We start from the raw sequence: 16,899 nt of genomic DNA on the forward strand, positions 1-16,899 counted from the left end.
TGTTGACGGATCCCGATGACCCCCATAGGCTGGGGTCGTCGGTTCTCGGGTTCGCGCCCGGGATGAAAAGGGAACCCGGTGCGATTCCGGGGCTGCCCCGCAGCGGTATGTGGAAACGACCGCCGTCAATGCACTGGGGGACTCATCGCCCGGGAAGCGACGGCCAGTAGGTGGACGGTGGCCCCGTCCGTGTCCGCGAGCCCGAAGACCTGCCGGCCCACCGCGCGATGCACAACGCGCGGTGCTGCTCGTCATCCCCGAGGGAGGGAGGGCGGCCCGTGCTCCACCACGGAGAACCACCGATGAGTACCTCCACCGCGACGGCGACCGCCGTCGATGGCGAGCGCCTGCGCGCCGCCGACACCTTCGACCTTCGCCCGCCGCACCACGCCCCGGCGATGACCGTCACCAAGCGCGACGGTCGCCGCGAACCCGTCGATCTCAGCAAGATCGTCCGCGCCATCCAGCGCTGCGCGGAGGGGCTCCATGCCGTCGACCCGATGCGCGTGGCCACCCGCACGATCTCGGGCCTCTACGACGGCGCCAGCACCCGCGAGCTCGACGAGCTGTCGATCCGCACGGCGGCGCTACTGACGGCCGAGGAGCCCGAGTACGGGCGCCTCGCGGCGCGCCTGCTCGCCGCCGTCATCGAGAAGGAAGTGGGCGGGCAGGGCATCCACGCCTTCTCGCAGAGCGTGCAGCGCGGCGCCGAGCTCGGCCTCGTCAACGAGCGCCTGCTCGGCTTCGTGCAGGCGAACGCGCGGAAGCTGAACGACGCGCTCGACCGCGCGAACGATGCCCGCTTCGACTACTTCGGTCTGCGCACGGTCTACGACCGCTATCTGCTTCGCCATCCGGAAACGCGGCTCGTCATCGAGACGCCGCAGCAGTTCTTCCTGCGCATCGCCTCGGCGCTGGCGACGGGCGTGGCCGATGCGATCGAGCTGTATGGCCGCATGGCGCGGCTGGAGTACCTGCCCAGCTCGCCCACGCTGTTCAACAGCGGCACGCGCCACGAGCAGCTGTCGAGCTGCTTCCTGCTCGACTCGCCGGAGGACTCGCTGGAAGGCATCTACAAGGCGTATGCCGACGTCGCGCGGCTGTCGAAGTTCGCCGGTGGCATCGGCCTGTCGTTCACGCGCATCCGCTCGCGCGGTGCGCTGATCCGAGGCACCAACGGCCTCTCGAACGGCATCGTCGCCTGGCTGAAGACGCTGGATGCTTCCGTCGCGGCGGTGAACCAGGGCGGGAAGCGCAAGGGTGCGGCCTGCGTCTACCTCGAGACCTGGCACGCCGACATCGAGGAGTTCCTCGAGCTCCGCGACAACACCGGCGACGAGGCCCGGCGCACGCACAACCTCAACCTCGCGCACTGGGTGCCGGACCTGTTCATGCGCCGCGTCGAGGCCGACCTGCACTGGTCGCTGTTCAACCCCAGCGACGTGCTCGAGCTCGCCGACCTGCACGGTGCGGACTTCGAACTCGCCTACCAGGGCGCGGAAGCCCGCGGCCTCGCGCGCAAGCAGGTGCGGGCCCGCGACCTCTACGCGCGGATGATGCGCACGCTGGCCCAGACCGGGAACGGCTGGATGAACTTCAAGGACCGCGCCAACGCCACCTGCAACCAGGCGGCGCGCGCCGGCCACGTGGTGCACCTGTCGAACCTGTGCACCGAGATCCTCGAGGTGACGTCCGCGCAGCACACCGCGGTGTGCAACCTCGGCTCGATCAACCTCGCCCAGCACCTCGGCGAGGATGGCGTCGACTTCGAGCGCTTGGGCGAAACCGTGCGCGCCGCGGTGCGTCAGCTCGACCGCGTCATCGACCTCAACTTCTACCCGATCCCCGAGGCCGCGGCCTCGAACGCGCGCTGGCGCCCGGTCGGCCTCGGCCTGATGGGCCTGCAGGACGTGTTCTTCGCCCTGCGCCTGCCCTTCGACAGCGCGGAGGCGAAGGCGCTCTCGACGCGGATCAGCGCCGAGATCTACTTCCATGCGCTGTCGGCCAGCTGCGAGCTCGCCGAAGCGCAGGGCGCGCATCCGGCCTTCGCCGACACGCATGCGGCCGACGGCCGCCTGCAGTTCGACCTCTGGGGCGTGACGCCGCTGGATGAGCCGCGCTGGGAGGCCTTGAAGGCGCGGATCGCCCGCCACGGCCTGCGCAACTCGCTGCTGGTCGCCATCGCGCCGACGGCGACGATCGCTTCGATCGCCGGCTGCTACGAGTGCATCGAGCCGCAGGTCAGCAACCTGTTCAAGCGCGAGACCCTGTCCGGCGACTTCCTGCAGGTGAACCGCCACCTCGTCGAGGAACTGAAGCGCCTCGGCCTGTGGACGGCGGACGTGCGCGACCGCATCAAGCAGGCGGAAGGCTCGATCGCCGGCATCCACGAGATCCCCGACACCCTGCGGCGCATCTACCGCACCGCGTGGGAGCTGCCGATGCGCGCGCTGGTCGATCTGCAGGCCGCGCGCGGCCCGTACATCGACCAGAGCGCCTCGCTGAACCTGTTCATGGAGAGCCCGAGCATCGGCGCGCTGAGCTCGATGTACATGTACGCGTGGAAGCAGGGCCTGAAGACCACCTACTACCTGCGCTCGCGCCCGGCCACGAAGATCGCCAAGACCACGGTCGCCGCCAGTGCCGCCACCGCGCCCGACGACACCGCGGCCGTCGTGTGCTCGCTCGAGAACCCCGGAAGCTGCGAGGCCTGCCAGTGAGCGCCGCCATGAGCCCGAAACTCCTCGACCCCGGCTTCGACCTGACCCTGCGGCCGATGCGCTACCCGCAGTTCTTCGCGATGTACCGCGACGCCATCCGCAACACGTGGACGGTGGAAGAGGTCGACTTCGCGCCCGACGTGCAGGACCTCGCCACCAAGCTTGGGGCCGCGGAGCGCCACCTGATCCAGCGCCTCGTGGCCTTCTTCGCCACCGGCGATTCGATCGTGGCGAACAACCTCGTGTTGAACCTCTACAAGCACATCAACGCGCCGGAGGCGCGCATGTACCTGTCGCGCCAGCTCTACGAGGAGGCGCTGCACGTGCAGTTCTACCTGACGCTGCTCGACGCCTACCTGCCCGACCCGGCGGAGCGGGCGAAGGCCTTCGCCGCGGTGGAGAACATCCCCAGCATCCAGGCCAAGGCCGCGTTCTGTTTCCGCTGGATCGATTCGATCCAGTCGCTGGACCGCTTGGATACGCCGGCCGACCGCCGGCGCTTCCTGCTCAACCTCGCCTGCTTCGCGGCCTGCATCGAAGGCCTGTTCTTCTTCGCCGCCTTCGCCTACGTGTACTACCTGCGTTCGCGTGGCCTGCTGCACGGGCTCGCTTCGGGCACCAATTGGGTGTTCCGCGACGAGAGCGCGCACATGGCCTTCGCCATGGAGGTGCTCCGCACGGCGCGCGAGGAGGAGCCGGCCCTCTGCGACGCCGAGTGGGCCGCCGACGTCGACCGCATGCTCGACGAGGCCGTGGCGGTCGAACTGGCCTTCGCCGAGGACGTGCTGGCCGGCGGCATGGCCGGGCTGTCGCTGAAGGACATGCGCGAGTACCTCGACTACGTCGCCGACCAGCGCCGCGTGCAGCTCGGCCTCAAGGCCAAGACCGGGGCGCGGAATCCGTTCCCCTTCATGGACCTTCAGGACGTGCAGGAGCTGACCAACTTCTTCGAGCGGCGGGTCAGCGCCTACCAGGTCGGCGTGGAGGGCGAAGTGGCCTTCGACGAAGCGTTCTGAGGGAGGCCGCCGCCGAACTCGCAACGCTCAAAGTTTGAGATCGCGCCTCGGCGGCGTCGGTGGCGCCTCGTCCCGCAGCAGCCATCCCCGCCGGAAGCCGCGCGACAGCCACACCAGCGCGGCGATCCACGCGACGACGATCAGGGCGGTGAAGGCGAGCAAGGGCCAAAGCATGGGGCGGGGTGTGCGGGGGCGGGGCCGCCTACTCTCCGCTTCGGCACATCCCGGCCATGTGACCGAGGGGCGTCGGCCGCGCGCCTGCGACAAATGGACGCATCCCCTCCGCCCGTGGGCTTCGCCATCATGCGCGGCCTCGTTTCCGTCCCGATGCCCTCCATGCGCGCTCCTCTCCCCCTTGCCATCTCCCTCGCCCTGGCCGCCGTGACGGCGCATGCCGCGCCCGCGCCGGCCTCGTCCCCGTCGACGTCGCAAGACGCCACGCGACTCGACACCGTCGAGGTCACCGCCGCCGCCCCGACTCGCCTTGAGCGGCGCGCCAAGGCAGGGTCGCGCCTCGACCTCGCGGTGGGCGAGACGCCGGCCTCGGTCGACGTGATCGACCAGGACGCGCTGCGCCAGCGCCTCGAGAGCACGACGGTCGAAGCGCTCGACAACGCGCCCGGCGTGGTGGGCTATTACAGCTTCGGCACGATCAACGTCAGCGGCCGTGGTTTCGCCGGCGTGTTCAACAGCCCGGTGATGTTCGACGGCATCCGCTATCCCGGCTGGCAGATCGCGCCGCGCAGCACGCTGAACTACGCGCAGGTGGAAGTGCTGCGCGGGCCGGCGGGCCTGTCGGCGGGGCAGGGCGCGGTGGGTGGCGCCATCAACCTCGTGCCGCAGCGCGCTGACGGCGTCGCGGGCACGCGCGCCTATGCCGGCTTCGGCCGCTACGGCACGTGGACGCTCGGCGCCGGCCACGGTGGGGCCATCGGCGACGGTGCGGTCCGCTACCGCGTCGATGCGACCTACCAGGCCTCGGACGAGCGCGGTTCCTACGGTTATGCGAACGACACGTCGTTCCTGTTCCGCCACGTGACGGCCGAGGTGGCCGTGCCGCTGGGCGAGACCCTGCTGGCCAGCGTCGCCATCGACCGCTGGCGCGACGATGCGGAGGGCTACTTCGGTACGCCGCTGGTGGACGGCCGCTTCGACGAGCGCCTGCGCGAGGCCAACTTCAACATCGTCGACGACGTCCTCGACATGGATGCCCGCTGGACGCGCGCCCGTCTGGAGTGGACGCCCTCCAGCGCCTTCCGCGGCCGCGTCGTGGCCTTCCACAACGATGAGCTGCGTCGCTGGCGCAACACCGAGGCCTACACCTACCAGCCCGCCACCGCCACGGTGCGCCGGGCGGACTACCTCGCCACCCAGCATGACCAGGCGCTGCGCGGGGCGCTGGCCGAGGGCACGTGGACGCACACGCTGCTCGGCCTGCCGCACCAGATCGTGTTCGGCGTGCAGGCCGACCGCAACGACCACGATCGCGCCAGCAACAGCCCGTTCCGCTTCACCGACACGGTGCCGCTGTTCCCGTCGAGCCGCGGCAGTTTCGTCAGCCTCGATCCCTTCCTGCCGCGCACCGCCACCGACATCGAACAGCGCGCCGGCTGGCTGGAGAGCCGCCTCGACGTGGCCGACGGCTGGCGCGTGATCAGCGGCTGGCGCCACGACCGCACCGAGGTCGAATCGCTGAACGTCGTCTCCGGCGTGCGCTTCGACCGCCGCTACGTCAGCAACGGCGCGCGCCTCGGCGTGACCCGCGCGCTGGGCGCGGACGGCATGGTCTATGCCAGCTGGGCCAGCGGCTCGGAGCCGCCGGCGCAGATCACCACCCTGGGCCTCGCCAATGCGCGCTTCGACCTCACCGACGCCCGCCAGTGGGAGCTCGGATGGAAGCAGCGCCTCGGCCGCGGTGACTGGACGCTGGCGCTCTACGACATCGAGCGCACCAACATCCTGTCGCGCGACCCGGCCGATCCGAACCTGTTCCAGCAGATCGGCGCGCAGGGCGCCCGCGGCGCCGAAGTGTCGGTGCGGCTGCCGCTCGCCGAGGCCTGGACGCTGGAAGGCAGCGCCGCGGTGCTCGATGCCGCCTTCGGCCGCTTCGACGAGCGCGTGGGCACGGCCCTCGTCAGCCGCCGTGGCAACGTGCCGGTGAACGTGCCGGAACGCCTCGCCACCACGTGGCTGCGCTGGCAGGCGACGGACGCCTTCAGCCTGGCCGCCGGCCTGCGCGCCGTGGGCCGCCGCCCCGCGAATACCGCCAACACGCAGTGGCTCGCCGGCTACGCCACGCTGGACCTCAACGCGAACTGGCGCACGGGCTGGGGCGACGTGGGCCTGCGCGTGCGCAACGTGGCCGACAAGGCCTACGCCACCACCGCCTACAATGCCGGCAACCAGGTGCTGATCGGAGAGCCGCGGTGGGTCGAGGTGGTGTGGCAGCGTCGCTTCTGAATCGCGCGGCGCCCGTCGCGGTGCTGCTCGCGCTGGGCGGGCTCGCCGGCTGCGGTGCCTCGCCGTCCGTGTCGGCCCCCGAGGCCGACGCACCGCTGTCGATCAGCCCCGTGCCGCTGGCGCTCGAGCGGCCGGCGGCGCAGCCGAACGTGGTCGCCGATCCGGCCCGTCAGCGCTTCGTGCTGAGCTGGCAGGAGCGCGATGCGGACGGCTGCGCCACGTTGCGCACGGCCACGCTGGGCCGCGACGGCGCGCTCGGCACCCCGCGCGACGTGGCCCGCGGCTGCGACTGGTTCGTCAACTGGGCCGATTTCCCGTCGGTCGCCATCGCCGACAACGGCGACTGGTGGACCTGGTACCTGCAGAAGAGCGGCCCCTCCACCTACGCCTACGACATCCGCCTCGTGCGCTCCGAGGACGAAGGCCGCTCATGGAGCGCGCCGATCACGCCGCACGACGACCGCACACCCACCGAGCACGGCTTCGTCTCGATGGTGCCGATGGGCGGCGACCGGATGCTGCTGGCCTGGCTGGACGGCCGGAACACGCTGGCGCCGGCGCCGGCTGGTGGGCACGACGCGCACGGCACCGGCCAGGGCGCGTCGAGCGGCGGCCATGCGCATGCGGAAGGTCCGATGAGCTTGCGTTCCGCGGAGATCGGCCGTGATTTCGTCCTTCGCCATGCGCAGGAGGTCGATGCGCGGGTGTGCTCCTGCTGCCCGACCGACCTCGTGGGTCGCGGCGAGGGCGCCGCGCTGGTCTACCGCGACCGCAGCGAGGACGAGATCCGCGACGTCTATGCCGCCGACTACCGCGACGGGCGCTGGACGCCGGGCGCGGCGGTGCGCACGGACGGGTGGCAGATCGCCGCCTGCCCGGTGAACGGGCCGGCGCTCGCGGCCTCCGGTGATCGGGTGGCCGCGCTGTGGCCCACCATGGCCGGCGCCACGCTGACGGTGAAGGGCGCGCTCGTCGGCGCGGCCGATCCGGCGACCGCCCTCGAATCCGGCGAGGCGGTGCTGGGCCGCCCCGACCTCGCGCCTTGGCGCGGGGACCGCTGGCTCGCGACCTGGCTCGGGGCCGGTGCGGGCGGCGCGCAGGCCCTCCGGATCGCCACCCTGTCCCCGTCGCTGGCGCCGGCGGCGGTGCAGGACGTGGCGCTGCTGCCGCCGGGCCGGGGCACCGGCATGCCTCGCCTCGCCAGCCTCGGCGACGTGGCCGTGCTGGTGTGGACGGAACCCAAGGGCAGCGAGGGTCCGGAGGCCCGCGTCGGCACCGTGCAGGTGCGGCGGATCACCCGCTGATCGCCAAGCCCGTCGTCGTCGCGTCACGGGCGGTGCGTCGGACTAGGCGGAGCGGTGATTGGGGCGCTGCGCCTTGCGTACGGCCTTGTTCTCGTACATGCGCTGGTCGGCCAGCTCGAGCAACTGGGCGAGGTGGCGGCTGGTCAGGGGGGCGCGGTCCGAGGTCGCGATGCCGAAGCTGAGGCCGGCCTGGGCGAAGCCCATCGCCCGCACGTCCGACTCGACGCGTTGCAACTCGCGGGCAAGCCGCTGGCCCGACAGCTCGTCGCCGGCCAGCACCAGCACCGCGTATTCGTCGCCGCCGAGGCGGTAGACCTCCGCGCCGGGCGTCGAAATCTCGCGCAGTGCGCGCGCGACGGCGCACAGCAGGGCGTCGCCCTGCGCGTGGCCTTCCTGGTCGTTGATCGCCTTCAGGCCGTCGAGGTCGATCATCGCGACGAGGAGGCCGTTGGCCAGCAGGGCCTTGTCGGCGTCGAGGATCGCCTCGAAACGCAGGTTGAACGCATAGCGGTTCTGCAGGCCCGTGAGCGGGTCGGTGCTGGCCTGGCGCAGCGCCGCCTGCATGCCGACGCGGAAGCTCTCGCGGGAGGCTTCGACCGACTTCACCCTGTCCGCCAGGGCCACCGCGAGCAGCATCGCCTCGACGGCGTTGCCGATCAGCACCAGCAAGTCGGCGTTGTCGATGAGGTCGTCCATCATCCCGAGGTTGGCGGGCAGGATGATCACCCCGGGGACCAGGATCGCGAGGTAGCCCACCAGCATGAAGCGCGCCTGCGTGACGCCGTTCAGCAGCGCCCAGAGGCTGGAGCCCACCGCGAAGGCGATCGCCAGGCCGACCAGCACGGTGGCCCAGAGGTGCGCGGTGTTCGGCATCGTGAGGGCGCCCAGCAGGCCGATGGCGGAAAGCACCATCAGGCCATCGGCGACATGGGCGAGCCTCGGGTTCAGCCTCGACAGTTGCAGGAAACTCCGGCAGAACCCCGCATGCAGGGCCGTCAGGGCGATGAAGAACACCGCGTAGTTGATGGTGGGGTCCTGCCAGCCGAACCACTGGTAGGGCAGTCCGAAATAGAAGGCCCAGCCCGCCACGAGGGCGAGCGACTGCCCGCCGTAGTAGACGTAGGCCGAAGATCGGGTCCATGCGCCGATCAGCAGGTTGTAGATGCCCAGCGCGAGCAATCCGCCCAGCGCCACGCCGAACAGCAGGGTCTCGTTGCGGACCCGCTGCGTGAAGGCACCGTCCCGGTACAGGTCGACGCGCGGACGCGAGGTGAACAGCGGTGTCTCCATCCGCACGAGCACGTCGTAGTCGGTGTCCGGCCGCAGGTCGACGGTCACGCCTTGGTGCATCACGAAGGGCGAGTCCCGCCCGATGCCCACCACGCCACCCTGCACCGTGTCCGGGCCATACACCCGGACCTCGGCGGTGTGGAAGAACGTGTTCCCCGGCATCACCACATACCGGCCACCGTCGCTGCTGCTTCGGAAGCGATGGCGAAGCCAGAAGGTGCCGCCTTGGAAGTCGACGCCGCGCAGCCGCTGCTGCCCGGTGGACCACCAATGGATCTGCGCCTGCGTGTTCGGCCAAGACGAGCGTTCGCTGGCCTCGTAGACCACCAGCTCGGCTCCGGCGTTGTCCGCGGCCGGTCCGAAAAGCCACCAAGGGCCGGCCGCCGCCGGGAGTGACACGGACAGCAGCAGCCAGAACAGCAGTGCGCGCGCCTTGGCGATGAGCGTGTCCCGTGGGTAGGCCGTCACCCCCATTGTGCGGAAGCGGGGGCGCCCGACAAGCCGCCCGCGGTCAATTCCTGTCGGAACGACCCTCGATCAGCGCTTCAGTGCCCTGAGTGCGTCCGCCATGGCGCTGTTGGCCGGGGCGGGACCGGTGCCCGGGGTGCCCCGGCCGCCCGGGCGCCCGTTGTCCGGACGAGGCCCCCTGGCGTCCCGGTCGCCCCGCGGGTTCGGGGCCGGCCGCTCCTCGCGCTTTCCGCCCCGGGCCTCGCCCGGCACGTCGTCGAGGCGGCGGGTGAGGGCGATGCGCTTCCGCGCCACGTCGACCTCCAGCACCTTTACTTTCACGACGTCGCCGACCTTCACGACCTCGCGCGGGTCCTTCACGAACTTGTCGGACAGCGCGCTGATGTGGACCAGGCCGTCCTGGTGCACGCCGATGTCGACGAAGGCACCGAAGGCCGCGACATTGGTGACCACGCCTTCCAGCACCATGCCGGGTCGCAGGTCCTTCAGGTCCTCGATGCCGTCGGCGAAGCGCGCGGCCTTGAACTCCGGGCGCGGGTCGCGGCCGGGCTTCTCCAGTTCCTTGACGATGTCCTTCACCGTCGGCAGGCCGAAGCGCTCGTCGGTGAACTGCTCGAGCTTCAGGCCGCGCAGGCTGGCCGCGTCGCCGATCAGCTGGCCGATGGGGCGGCCGCAGGCCTTCACGATCTTCTCCACCACCGGGTAGGCCTCGGGGTGCACGGCCGAGGCGTCGAGCGGCTCGTCGCCGCCGGCGATGCGCAGGAAGCCCGCGCACTGCTCGAAGGTCTTCTCGCCGAGGCGCGGCACCTTCAGCAGGTCGCGGCGCGAGCGGAACGCGCCGTGCTCGTCGCGGTAGCGGACGATGTTCTCGGCGACGGTCGTGCTCAGGCCCGACACGCGCGCCAGCAGCGGCGCCGAGGCGGTGTTGACGTAGACGCCGACGGCGTTCACGCAGTCCTCGACGCGGGCGTCGAGCGCGCGCGCCATCGCGAACTGGTTCACGTCGTGCTGGTACTGGCCCACGCCGATGGCCTTGGGCTCGATCTTCACCAGCTCGGCCAGCGGGTCCTGCAGGCGGCGGGCGATGGAGACGGCGCCACGCAGGCTGACATCGAGGTCGGGGAACTCGCGGGCGGCGAGTTCAGAGGCGGAATACACCGAGGCGCCCGCCTCGCTGACGACGATCTTGGTGAGTTTCAGCTCGGGGTGCTTGGCCATCAGCTCGCCGGCCAGCTTGTCGGTCTCGCGGCTGGCCGTGCCGTTGCCGATGGCGATGAGCTCGACCGCATGCGCGGCGCAGAGCTGCTTGAGGCGGGCGATGGAGGAATCCCACTGCCGCTTCGGCTCGTGCGGGTAGATCGTGTCGGTGGCGACCAGCTTGCCGGTGGCATCGACCACGGCCACCTTCACGCCGGTGCGCAGGCCGGGGTCGAGGCCGAGCACCGGGCGCATGCCCGCAGGGGCCGCGAGCAGCAGGTCCTTGAGGTTGTCGCCGAACACGGCGATGGCCTCGGCCTCGGCCTTCTCGCGCGCGGCGCTCACCAGGTCGACGGACAGGTGCATCAGCAGCCGGGCGCGCCAGGCGAGGCGGCAGGTGGTGAGCAACCAGGCATCGGCGGGGCGGCCCTTCGGGCTGACGCCGGCGGCCAGCGCGACGCGGCCTTCCGCATAGGCGTGGCCGGCCTCGAGGTCGGCGGTGGGTTCGAGGTCGACGCCGAGGATCTCCTCGCGGCGGCCGCGCAGCAGGGCCAGCATGCGGTGCGAGGGAATCGTGGCGATCGGTTCGACGTGCTCGAAGTAGTCGCGGTACTTCGCGCCTTCGGTCTCCTTGCCCGGCATCACCTTCGAGCGCAGCACGCCCTTGGCCTGCAGCCACTCGCGCAGCTCGCCGACCAGCGCGGCGTTCTCGCCGATGCGCTCGATCAGGATGGCGCGGGCCCCGTCAAGCGCGGCGGCGGCATCGGCCACGCCCTTGTCCGCATCGACGAAGGCGGCGGCGCGTTCCTCGGGGGCGACCGTCGGGTCGGCGAGGATCGCGTCGGCCAGCGGTTCCAGGCCGGCCTCGCGGGCGATCTGCGCCTTGGTGCGGCGCTTGGGCTTGTAGGGCAGGTAGAGGTCTTCGAGGCGCGACTTGCTGTCGGCGGCGAGCACGTCATCGAGCAGCGGCTTCGTCAGCTTCCCCTGCTCGGCGATGGAGGCGAGGATCGCGTCGCGGCGCTCTTCCATCTCGCGCAGGTAGCCCAGCTGCTGTTCGAGGTTGCGCAGCTGGGTATCGTCGAGGCCGCCGGTCACTTCCTTGCGGTAGCGGGCGATGAAGGGCACGGTCGCGCCCTCGTCGAGCAGCTCGACGGCCGCCTTCACCTGCGCCGGCTGGGCGGCGATCTCGGCGGCGATGCGCTGGGCGATGGTGGCCGCGATCGCGGCGGCGGGACGGACGGGCGCGGCGAGGCCGGCGGCTTCAGGGGCGGGTGCAGCAGGAGCGGACATCGGGACTCGGCAACGGTGGTACGGCCGTCGATTGTCCCCCCGGCCGCCGGCGTCGGACAGGCTGGCGGAACGAGCCGCGCTGTGTCAGGCCGGAAGCCCTAGGGCGTCGCGCGCGGTGAAAGGGCCTCGGCGACTGCCGCCGCTTCGCGCTGCTGGAAGACCTCGCCATTGCGGACATCCCGCGTCGTCGACCAGAGGCGCTGCGCGAGATCGGGGTTCCCGGCGACGAAAGCGTGTGACAACCCAAGGTAGTAGCGCTTGTCGAGGATGGGCTCCCGCAGCGCCTCCAGCGCCTCCAGGGCGACGCCGCCGGCGGCCTGGAGCTGCGCCCAGCGGAACGCGCTGAGGGCGATGGCGTCGAGGTCCCCGTTGGCGAGGCGCGACAGCTGGACGAGATGGTCCCGCGAGGTCGCCTCGACCTCCCAGCCCGCGCGTCGCAGGTCGTCCCCGATGGCATAGCCCGGCAGCACGCCGATGGGGCGCGTCGCTCCGACCAGCCGACCATCGACCACGTCGACCGCGGTGCCGCGTCGTCGGATCAGCACGATGTCGTCCTGCCGCAGGACGTCGGCCTCGTGCGCGGGTGCGCCGGGCGGGAAAGCGAACACCCGGACGCGTTCCGGCGAGAAAGCCACCGCGAAGGCGCCGTGCTTGCGTCCAGCCGCGACCTCGGCGATGCAGTAGGTCCACGGCTGCGGGTGGTAGTTGAAGCGCAACCCGAGGCGCCGCGCCACTTCGTCGAGCAGTTCGAAGTAGAGGCCCTGTTTCTGCCGCGTCCGCCACGGGACGGCCGGGGTTTCCTCGAAACAGAAGTCGAGCGTCGCCGGCTCCGAGGCGCGGGCGCGAACCGATGGATCGGCCATCGTCCCACCGGCACCAAGACCCATCGCCAGAAGGAGGAGCGCGGCGAGCGGCTTGCCCGGACGCCTCATGGCGCGCCTCCGTTCACCGCCCGGCCCCGTGCGCGGGCGAGTGCGGCCCGGTACGCCTCGCTCTGGCGCACCTCGGCGACGGCCTGCCAGAGGCGCGCCGCGAGCTCCGGATGCCGGGCGACGAAAGGCTTGGAAAGTGCGAGGAAGTAGGGCTTGTGCCGCAGCGGCCGAGGCGCCTCTTCCAGTTCGAGGAGCCATGCCGGTCGCTGTCGGCGGAGCTGGTGCATCTGGTCGGTGCCCACGGCCGCGGCGGCGATGCGTCCCGCGGCGAGCTTGCGCAGCAAGGCCTGCGGGCTTGGCGCGGCGTCGTCCACCGCGTAGCCCTCGAGACGCAGCTCCTGGGCGATCGAGGTGGCCGCTTCGGCGCCGATCGGGCCGGTCAGCCCGGTGATGCGGGTGCCATCGACGTCGACGCGGGCCCCCCGCCGCCGCACCAAGACGTAGCCGCCCTCGAACATGCGCTGCCCGGCATCCGGGTTATCGCCGCCAGGGAAGGCGGCGAAGCCGAGCCGTTCCGTGGTGACGCTCATGCCGAAGGTGCCGTCCACGCGGCCGGCGCGCAGGTCGTCGTGGCAGCGCCGCCAAGGGCGCCCTTGGTACTCGAAGCGCACGCCCGTGCGGGCCGCGACCGCGTCCAGCATGGTGAAGTTGAGCCCCACCTTGTCCCGACTGCGCCAAGGCAGGACGTCGCTGTCCTCGAAACACAGCACGAGGACGTCCGGCGGCCGGCCCGGCAAGGCTCCGGCCTCGGGCAGGGCCGGGCGGGGCGCGACCACGCCCGGGAGCATCGCGAGGATCAGCAGCAGTCGTCGCATGCGGCCGAGCCTAGCGAAATCCGTCGCCCGATGGGTCGAGGCAGCGTGTCAATTCGCGCCAGCGTCCTCCACCCGGCTGGGGTTCGATCGGCCGGCCCACGACCCGCCGTACTCCCAGGGCATCGGTGCGCGATGGCTCTTCGGGCAGTGGCAGGGGGCGGTGGGACCCCACTCGGCGCCGCGCATCAGGCCGTTCCCTTGGCGTTGCCAGTAGAAGGTCGGGGCCGGGGCCTCGCGACCGCCGATCTCGGCCAGGGTGGTGGCGTCGAACAGGCGGCCGTTGATGATCACGTGCGTGGTCCTCGCGCTGTCTGCCAGGGTCTCGAGCGGATTGCCGTCGACGATCACGAGGTCCGCCTTCTTCCCGGCTTCGATCGAGCCGAGGTCGGCGCTGTAGCCGAGGTGGTCGGCGCCGTCGATGGTGAAGGCACGCAGCGCCTCGAAGTTCGTGAAGCCGCCCTGCGCCAGCGACCACATTTCCCAGTGCGAGCCGAGGCCTTGCAGCTGGCCGTGGCCACCGACGTGCACGCGAACGCCGGCATCGCGGAGGGTCTTCAGCGACTCGGCGACGGTGATGTGCCAGTAGTCCCAGTCCGGGCCGGTCTCGCGCCGGATGGCGCGGGCTTCCAGCGTCTCGCGCGGGAAGAAGCGCAGCAGGCGTTCGTTCTGCCAGACGTTGTCGCGCGCGTACCACCAGTACTCGCCGGAGAGGCCGCCGAAGCTCACGTTGAGCGTCGGCGTATTGCGCACGTCGGTCTGGCGCCACAGTTCGACGACGTCGCGGCGCAGCGGCGCCACCGGCAGGTTGTGCTCGATGTTGCTGCTGCCGTCGACGATCATCGTGAGGTTGTGCTGCAGGGTGCTGCCGCCTTCCTCGACGGTCATCATCCCGAGCTCGCGGGCGGCCTGGTTGATCTGTTGGCGCTGGTCGCGGCGCGGCTGGTTGTAGCTCTTCACCGCGAAGACGCCGTTGGCGCGCAGGCGGCGCAGGTGGGCGCGGGCGTCGTCGATCGAGTTCACCACGGCCTTGAAGTCGCCGTCGGCGCCGTAAAGGATGGTACCGGTCGAGAACACGCGCGGGCCGAGCAGCCGGCCGGCTTCCACCAGCTCGGCCTGCGAGAACACCGTCTCGGTGTTGGCCGAGGGATCGAACATCGTGGTCACGCCGAAGGCGAGGTTGGCCGCGTAGCTCCAGTTCGCCTGCGGGATCACGCCGCTGAAGAAATGGCTCGCGTGCGCATGGACGTCGATGTAGCCGGGCAGCACGGTCTTGCCTGCCGCATCGACGACGCGCGCGCCCTGCGGGATGGCGACCTCGCCGGCACGGCCGACGGCGACGATGCGGTCGCCGCGCAGCACGACCACGCCGTCCTCGATCACTTCCTGCTCGCGCTGCGCGTTGCGCATCGTCACCACGCGTCCGCCGGTGATGGCGACGACGTCGGTGGGCGTGTCGACCGGCACGCGCAAGCCGAGCGCCCGGCCGCCGTCGTCCCTGGAGGCCGCCACGTCGCGGCTGACGTAGCGCTCGCCGACCAGCCAGTGCAGGGTGTCGGCGTCCGACCAGTGCAGGTAGGCGCCGACATCGGTCGACAGCGCGGTGACCGGCACCGCCTTGGTGTCCTTCGACAGGGCCACGGCCGCGCCGGTTTGCGGCAGCGGCGCCACGTAGGCGTTGAAGAGCTCGGTGAAGGCGACGCGCCGGCCATCCGGTGACACGCTGACCGCGTCGACGTACTTGAGGTCGAGCACATCGCGGCGGTCCTCGCCGTGCAGGCCCACGGAAACCAGCTTCTTCGACAGCCCGCCGCCGGTCAGGAACAGCACGCGCGTGCCATCGTCGTTGAACTGCGGTTCGCGGCCGTCGTCCGCCAGTTTTCGGGGTTCCCCGCCTGCGGCCGGCACCACGTACACCCCGGCGTCGCGGCCCCACGCGCTGCCGATCACCGAGTTGCCGCGATCGCGCACGAACACGACCTGTCGGCCGTCCGGCGAGTAGCGCGGGCCGTAGTACACGCCGCGCACGGTCGTCAGCACGCGCTCGGTGCCGCTGGCGAGGTCGCGCTCGACGACCTGGCCACGCGCCTCGTCGTTCCACGTGGTGAACAGCAGCTTGCCGCCGTCCGGCGAGAAGGCCGGCTGGTACTCGAAGCGGTCGTCGCGGCCGGTGAGCGCGCGAGGCGTGCCATTGCCTTCGCGGAGCCACAGGCGGCCGACGGCGTGGAAGGCCACGCGGCGCCCGTCGGTCGAGGTGGCGACGTCGCGGACCATCCGCGGGGTGAACGTGCCATCGGGCAGGCGCTTCTGCTGGCGCGGGGCCTCGGTGACGCGCTGTTCGACCTCGGCGCTGAACGGGATGTTCGTCGCTTCGCCGCTGGCGGCATCGACGCGCCAGAACTTGCCGTCACGGCCCCAGACGACCAGGGCCGCACCGTCCGGCGTCCAGTCGAAGTTCGCGTAGGGCCCGAAGATCGCCCAGCCTTCCTGCTGGTCGCGCTCGAGGCCGTCCCACAGCGGGCGCACCTGGCCGGAATCGAGGTCCATCAGGTGAAGCACGGACTTCTCGCGCACGCGCTTCACGAAGGCGAGCGTCTTGCCGTCCGGCGAGGGCTGCGGACGCACCGCGCCGCCGGGGCTGCTCACCAGCGTCTCGATCCGGCCGGTTTCGCGGTCGAGGCGCTTGATCGCGTAGATCAAGCCATGGGGGTTCTTGTTGTACTCGAACGAGGGGCCGGGGCTGACGTCCTCCGAGAAGTACACGTAGCGGCCGTCCGGCGACACGGCGGGTTCGCCGAGGTCCTGCTGGTCGTTCTTCTGCCTCGTCAGCTGCAGGCCGTCGCCGCCGTCGCGGTGGTAGAGCCAGAGTTCGCCGGCGCCCAGCGAGCGCTGGCCGGTGAAGTGCTTGCGGCCGATCAGGTACTGGCCGTCGGGCGTCCACGCCGGGTTGTTGAGCAGGCGGAAGCGCTCCTTCGTGACCTGCGTGGCGCCACTGCCGTCGGCGCGCATGCGCCAGAGGTTGTTGCCGCCGTCGCGGTCGGAGGTGTAGGCGATCTCCGAGCCGTCCGGCGAGAAGCGCGGCTGGATGTCCCAGGCCGGCCCGGACGTGAGGCGCGTGGCGCGGCCGCCGGTGATCGGCAGGCGGTAGAGGTCGCCGAGCATCGAGAACACCATCGTCTGGCCATCGGGCGCGACGTCGAGGTCGAGCCAGGTGCCTTCGTCGGTCGTGAAGCGCACCGTTTTCGTGGGACCGTGTTCGCCGTTGACGTCCCACTTCGGCGCCTCGGCGGCCGTGGTGGAAAAAGCGGCAAGAGCGAGGGCCGTGGCGACGGCAAGGCGGGCGTGGCGCATGCGTGGTTTCCCCTGTGGCGAGGGGCCGAGCGTAACCGCAGCGACGGTGCCGCGCCCTG

General features: G+C 71.3%; 10 protein-coding genes and 1 riboswitch. Of the genes, 4 read left to right on the forward strand and 6 right to left on the reverse strand.

Annotation, left to right across the window (positions count from 1 at the left end):
- The first annotated feature begins 22 nt into the window (after positions 1 to 22).
- A riboswitch (cobalamin riboswitch) is annotated at positions 23 to 231 on the forward strand.
- Positions 232 to 302: 71 nt separating this feature from the next.
- Together ACYVAK_RS13630 and ACYVAK_RS13635 are read left to right on the forward strand one after the other, a co-directional pair.
- Positions 303 to 2,720, forward strand: coding sequence for a ribonucleoside-diphosphate reductase subunit alpha (locus tag ACYVAK_RS13630; RefSeq protein WP_461061879.1), 2,418 nt, complete (start codon positions 303 to 305; stop codon positions 2,718 to 2,720).
- 8 nt (positions 2,721 to 2,728) lie between these two features.
- On the forward strand, positions 2,729 to 3,736 hold the full coding sequence (locus ACYVAK_RS13635; RefSeq protein WP_461061881.1) for a ribonucleotide-diphosphate reductase subunit beta: 1,008 nt from the start codon (positions 2,729 to 2,731) through the stop codon (positions 3,734 to 3,736).
- Positions 3,737 to 3,763: 27 nt separating this feature from the next.
- Here the strand turns inward: ACYVAK_RS13635 and ACYVAK_RS13640 are convergent, their stop codons facing one another.
- Positions 3,764 to 3,898 carry a hypothetical protein gene (locus tag ACYVAK_RS13640; RefSeq protein ID WP_461061883.1) on the reverse strand — a complete coding sequence of 45 codons (135 nt, stop codon included), beginning with the start codon at positions 3,896 to 3,898 and terminating at the stop codon, positions 3,764 to 3,766.
- Positions 3,899 to 4,072: 174 nt separating this feature from the next.
- On the opposite strand from ACYVAK_RS13640, the gene ACYVAK_RS13645 reads away from it, so the two are divergent.
- The gene (locus tag ACYVAK_RS13645) at positions 4,073 to 6,196 is read left to right on the forward strand and encodes a TonB-dependent receptor (RefSeq protein ID WP_461061885.1); all 2,124 of its coding nucleotides are present in this window, start codon (positions 4,073 to 4,075) and stop codon (positions 6,194 to 6,196) included.
- Positions 6,178 to 7,500 carry a sialidase family protein gene (locus tag ACYVAK_RS13650; protein ID WP_461061887.1) on the forward strand — a complete coding sequence of 441 codons (1,323 nt, stop codon included), beginning with the start codon at positions 6,178 to 6,180 and terminating at the stop codon, positions 7,498 to 7,500. Before ACYVAK_RS13645 ends, ACYVAK_RS13650 begins: the two co-directional genes overlap by 19 nt.
- A gap of 42 nt (positions 7,501 to 7,542) precedes the next feature.
- On the opposite strand, the gene ACYVAK_RS13655 is transcribed toward ACYVAK_RS13650, so the two are convergent.
- The 5 genes from ACYVAK_RS13655 to ACYVAK_RS13675 form a co-directional block, all read right to left on the reverse strand.
- On the reverse strand, positions 7,543 to 9,258 hold the full coding sequence (locus ACYVAK_RS13655; protein ID WP_461061889.1) for a diguanylate cyclase: 1,716 nt from the start codon (positions 9,256 to 9,258) through the stop codon (positions 7,543 to 7,545).
- 69 nt (positions 9,259 to 9,327) lie between these two features.
- Complete coding sequence (locus ACYVAK_RS13660; RefSeq protein ID WP_461061891.1) at positions 9,328 to 11,745, reverse strand: Tex family protein; 2,418 nt, start codon at positions 11,743 to 11,745, stop codon at positions 9,328 to 9,330.
- A gap of 98 nt (positions 11,746 to 11,843) precedes the next feature.
- Positions 11,844 to 12,677: a substrate-binding periplasmic protein gene (locus tag ACYVAK_RS13665; RefSeq protein WP_461061893.1), complete on the reverse strand. Its 834-nt coding sequence runs from the start codon at positions 12,675 to 12,677 to the stop codon at positions 11,844 to 11,846.
- A complete protein-coding gene (locus ACYVAK_RS13670) occupies positions 12,674 to 13,492 on the reverse strand; it encodes a substrate-binding periplasmic protein (RefSeq protein WP_461061895.1) in 819 nt (272 codons plus the stop codon). Before ACYVAK_RS13670 ends, ACYVAK_RS13665 begins: the two co-directional genes overlap by 4 nt.
- A gap of 48 nt (positions 13,493 to 13,540) precedes the next feature.
- Positions 13,541 to 16,840: an amidohydrolase family protein gene (locus ACYVAK_RS13675; protein ID WP_461061897.1), complete on the reverse strand. Its 3,300-nt coding sequence runs from the start codon at positions 16,838 to 16,840 to the stop codon at positions 13,541 to 13,543.
- Between the last annotated feature and the right edge of the window lie 59 nt (positions 16,841 to 16,899).

The sequence above is a fragment of the Silanimonas algicola genome (assembly GCF_054777375.1).

Coding starts and splice junctions, on each gene's coding strand:
- ACYVAK_RS13630 (WP_461061879.1), top strand. CDS start 303: ATGAGTACCTCCACCGCGACGGCGACCGCCGTCGATGGCGAGCGCCTG.
- ACYVAK_RS13635 (WP_461061881.1), top strand. CDS start 2,729: ATGAGCCCGAAACTCCTCGACCCCGGCTTCGACCTGACCCTGCGGCCG.
- ACYVAK_RS13645 (WP_461061885.1), top strand. CDS start 4,073: ATGCGCGCTCCTCTCCCCCTTGCCATCTCCCTCGCCCTGGCCGCCGTG.
- ACYVAK_RS13660 (WP_461061891.1), bottom strand. CDS start 11,745: ATGTCCGCTCCTGCTGCACCCGCCCCTGAAGCCGCCGGCCTCGCCGCG.
- ACYVAK_RS13665 (WP_461061893.1), bottom strand. CDS start 12,677: ATGAGGCGTCCGGGCAAGCCGCTCGCCGCGCTCCTCCTTCTGGCGATG.
- ACYVAK_RS13670 (WP_461061895.1), bottom strand. CDS start 13,492: ATGCGACGACTGCTGCTGATCCTCGCGATGCTCCCGGGCGTGGTCGCG.
- ACYVAK_RS13675 (WP_461061897.1), bottom strand. CDS start 16,840: ATGCGCCACGCCCGCCTTGCCGTCGCCACGGCCCTCGCTCTTGCCGCT.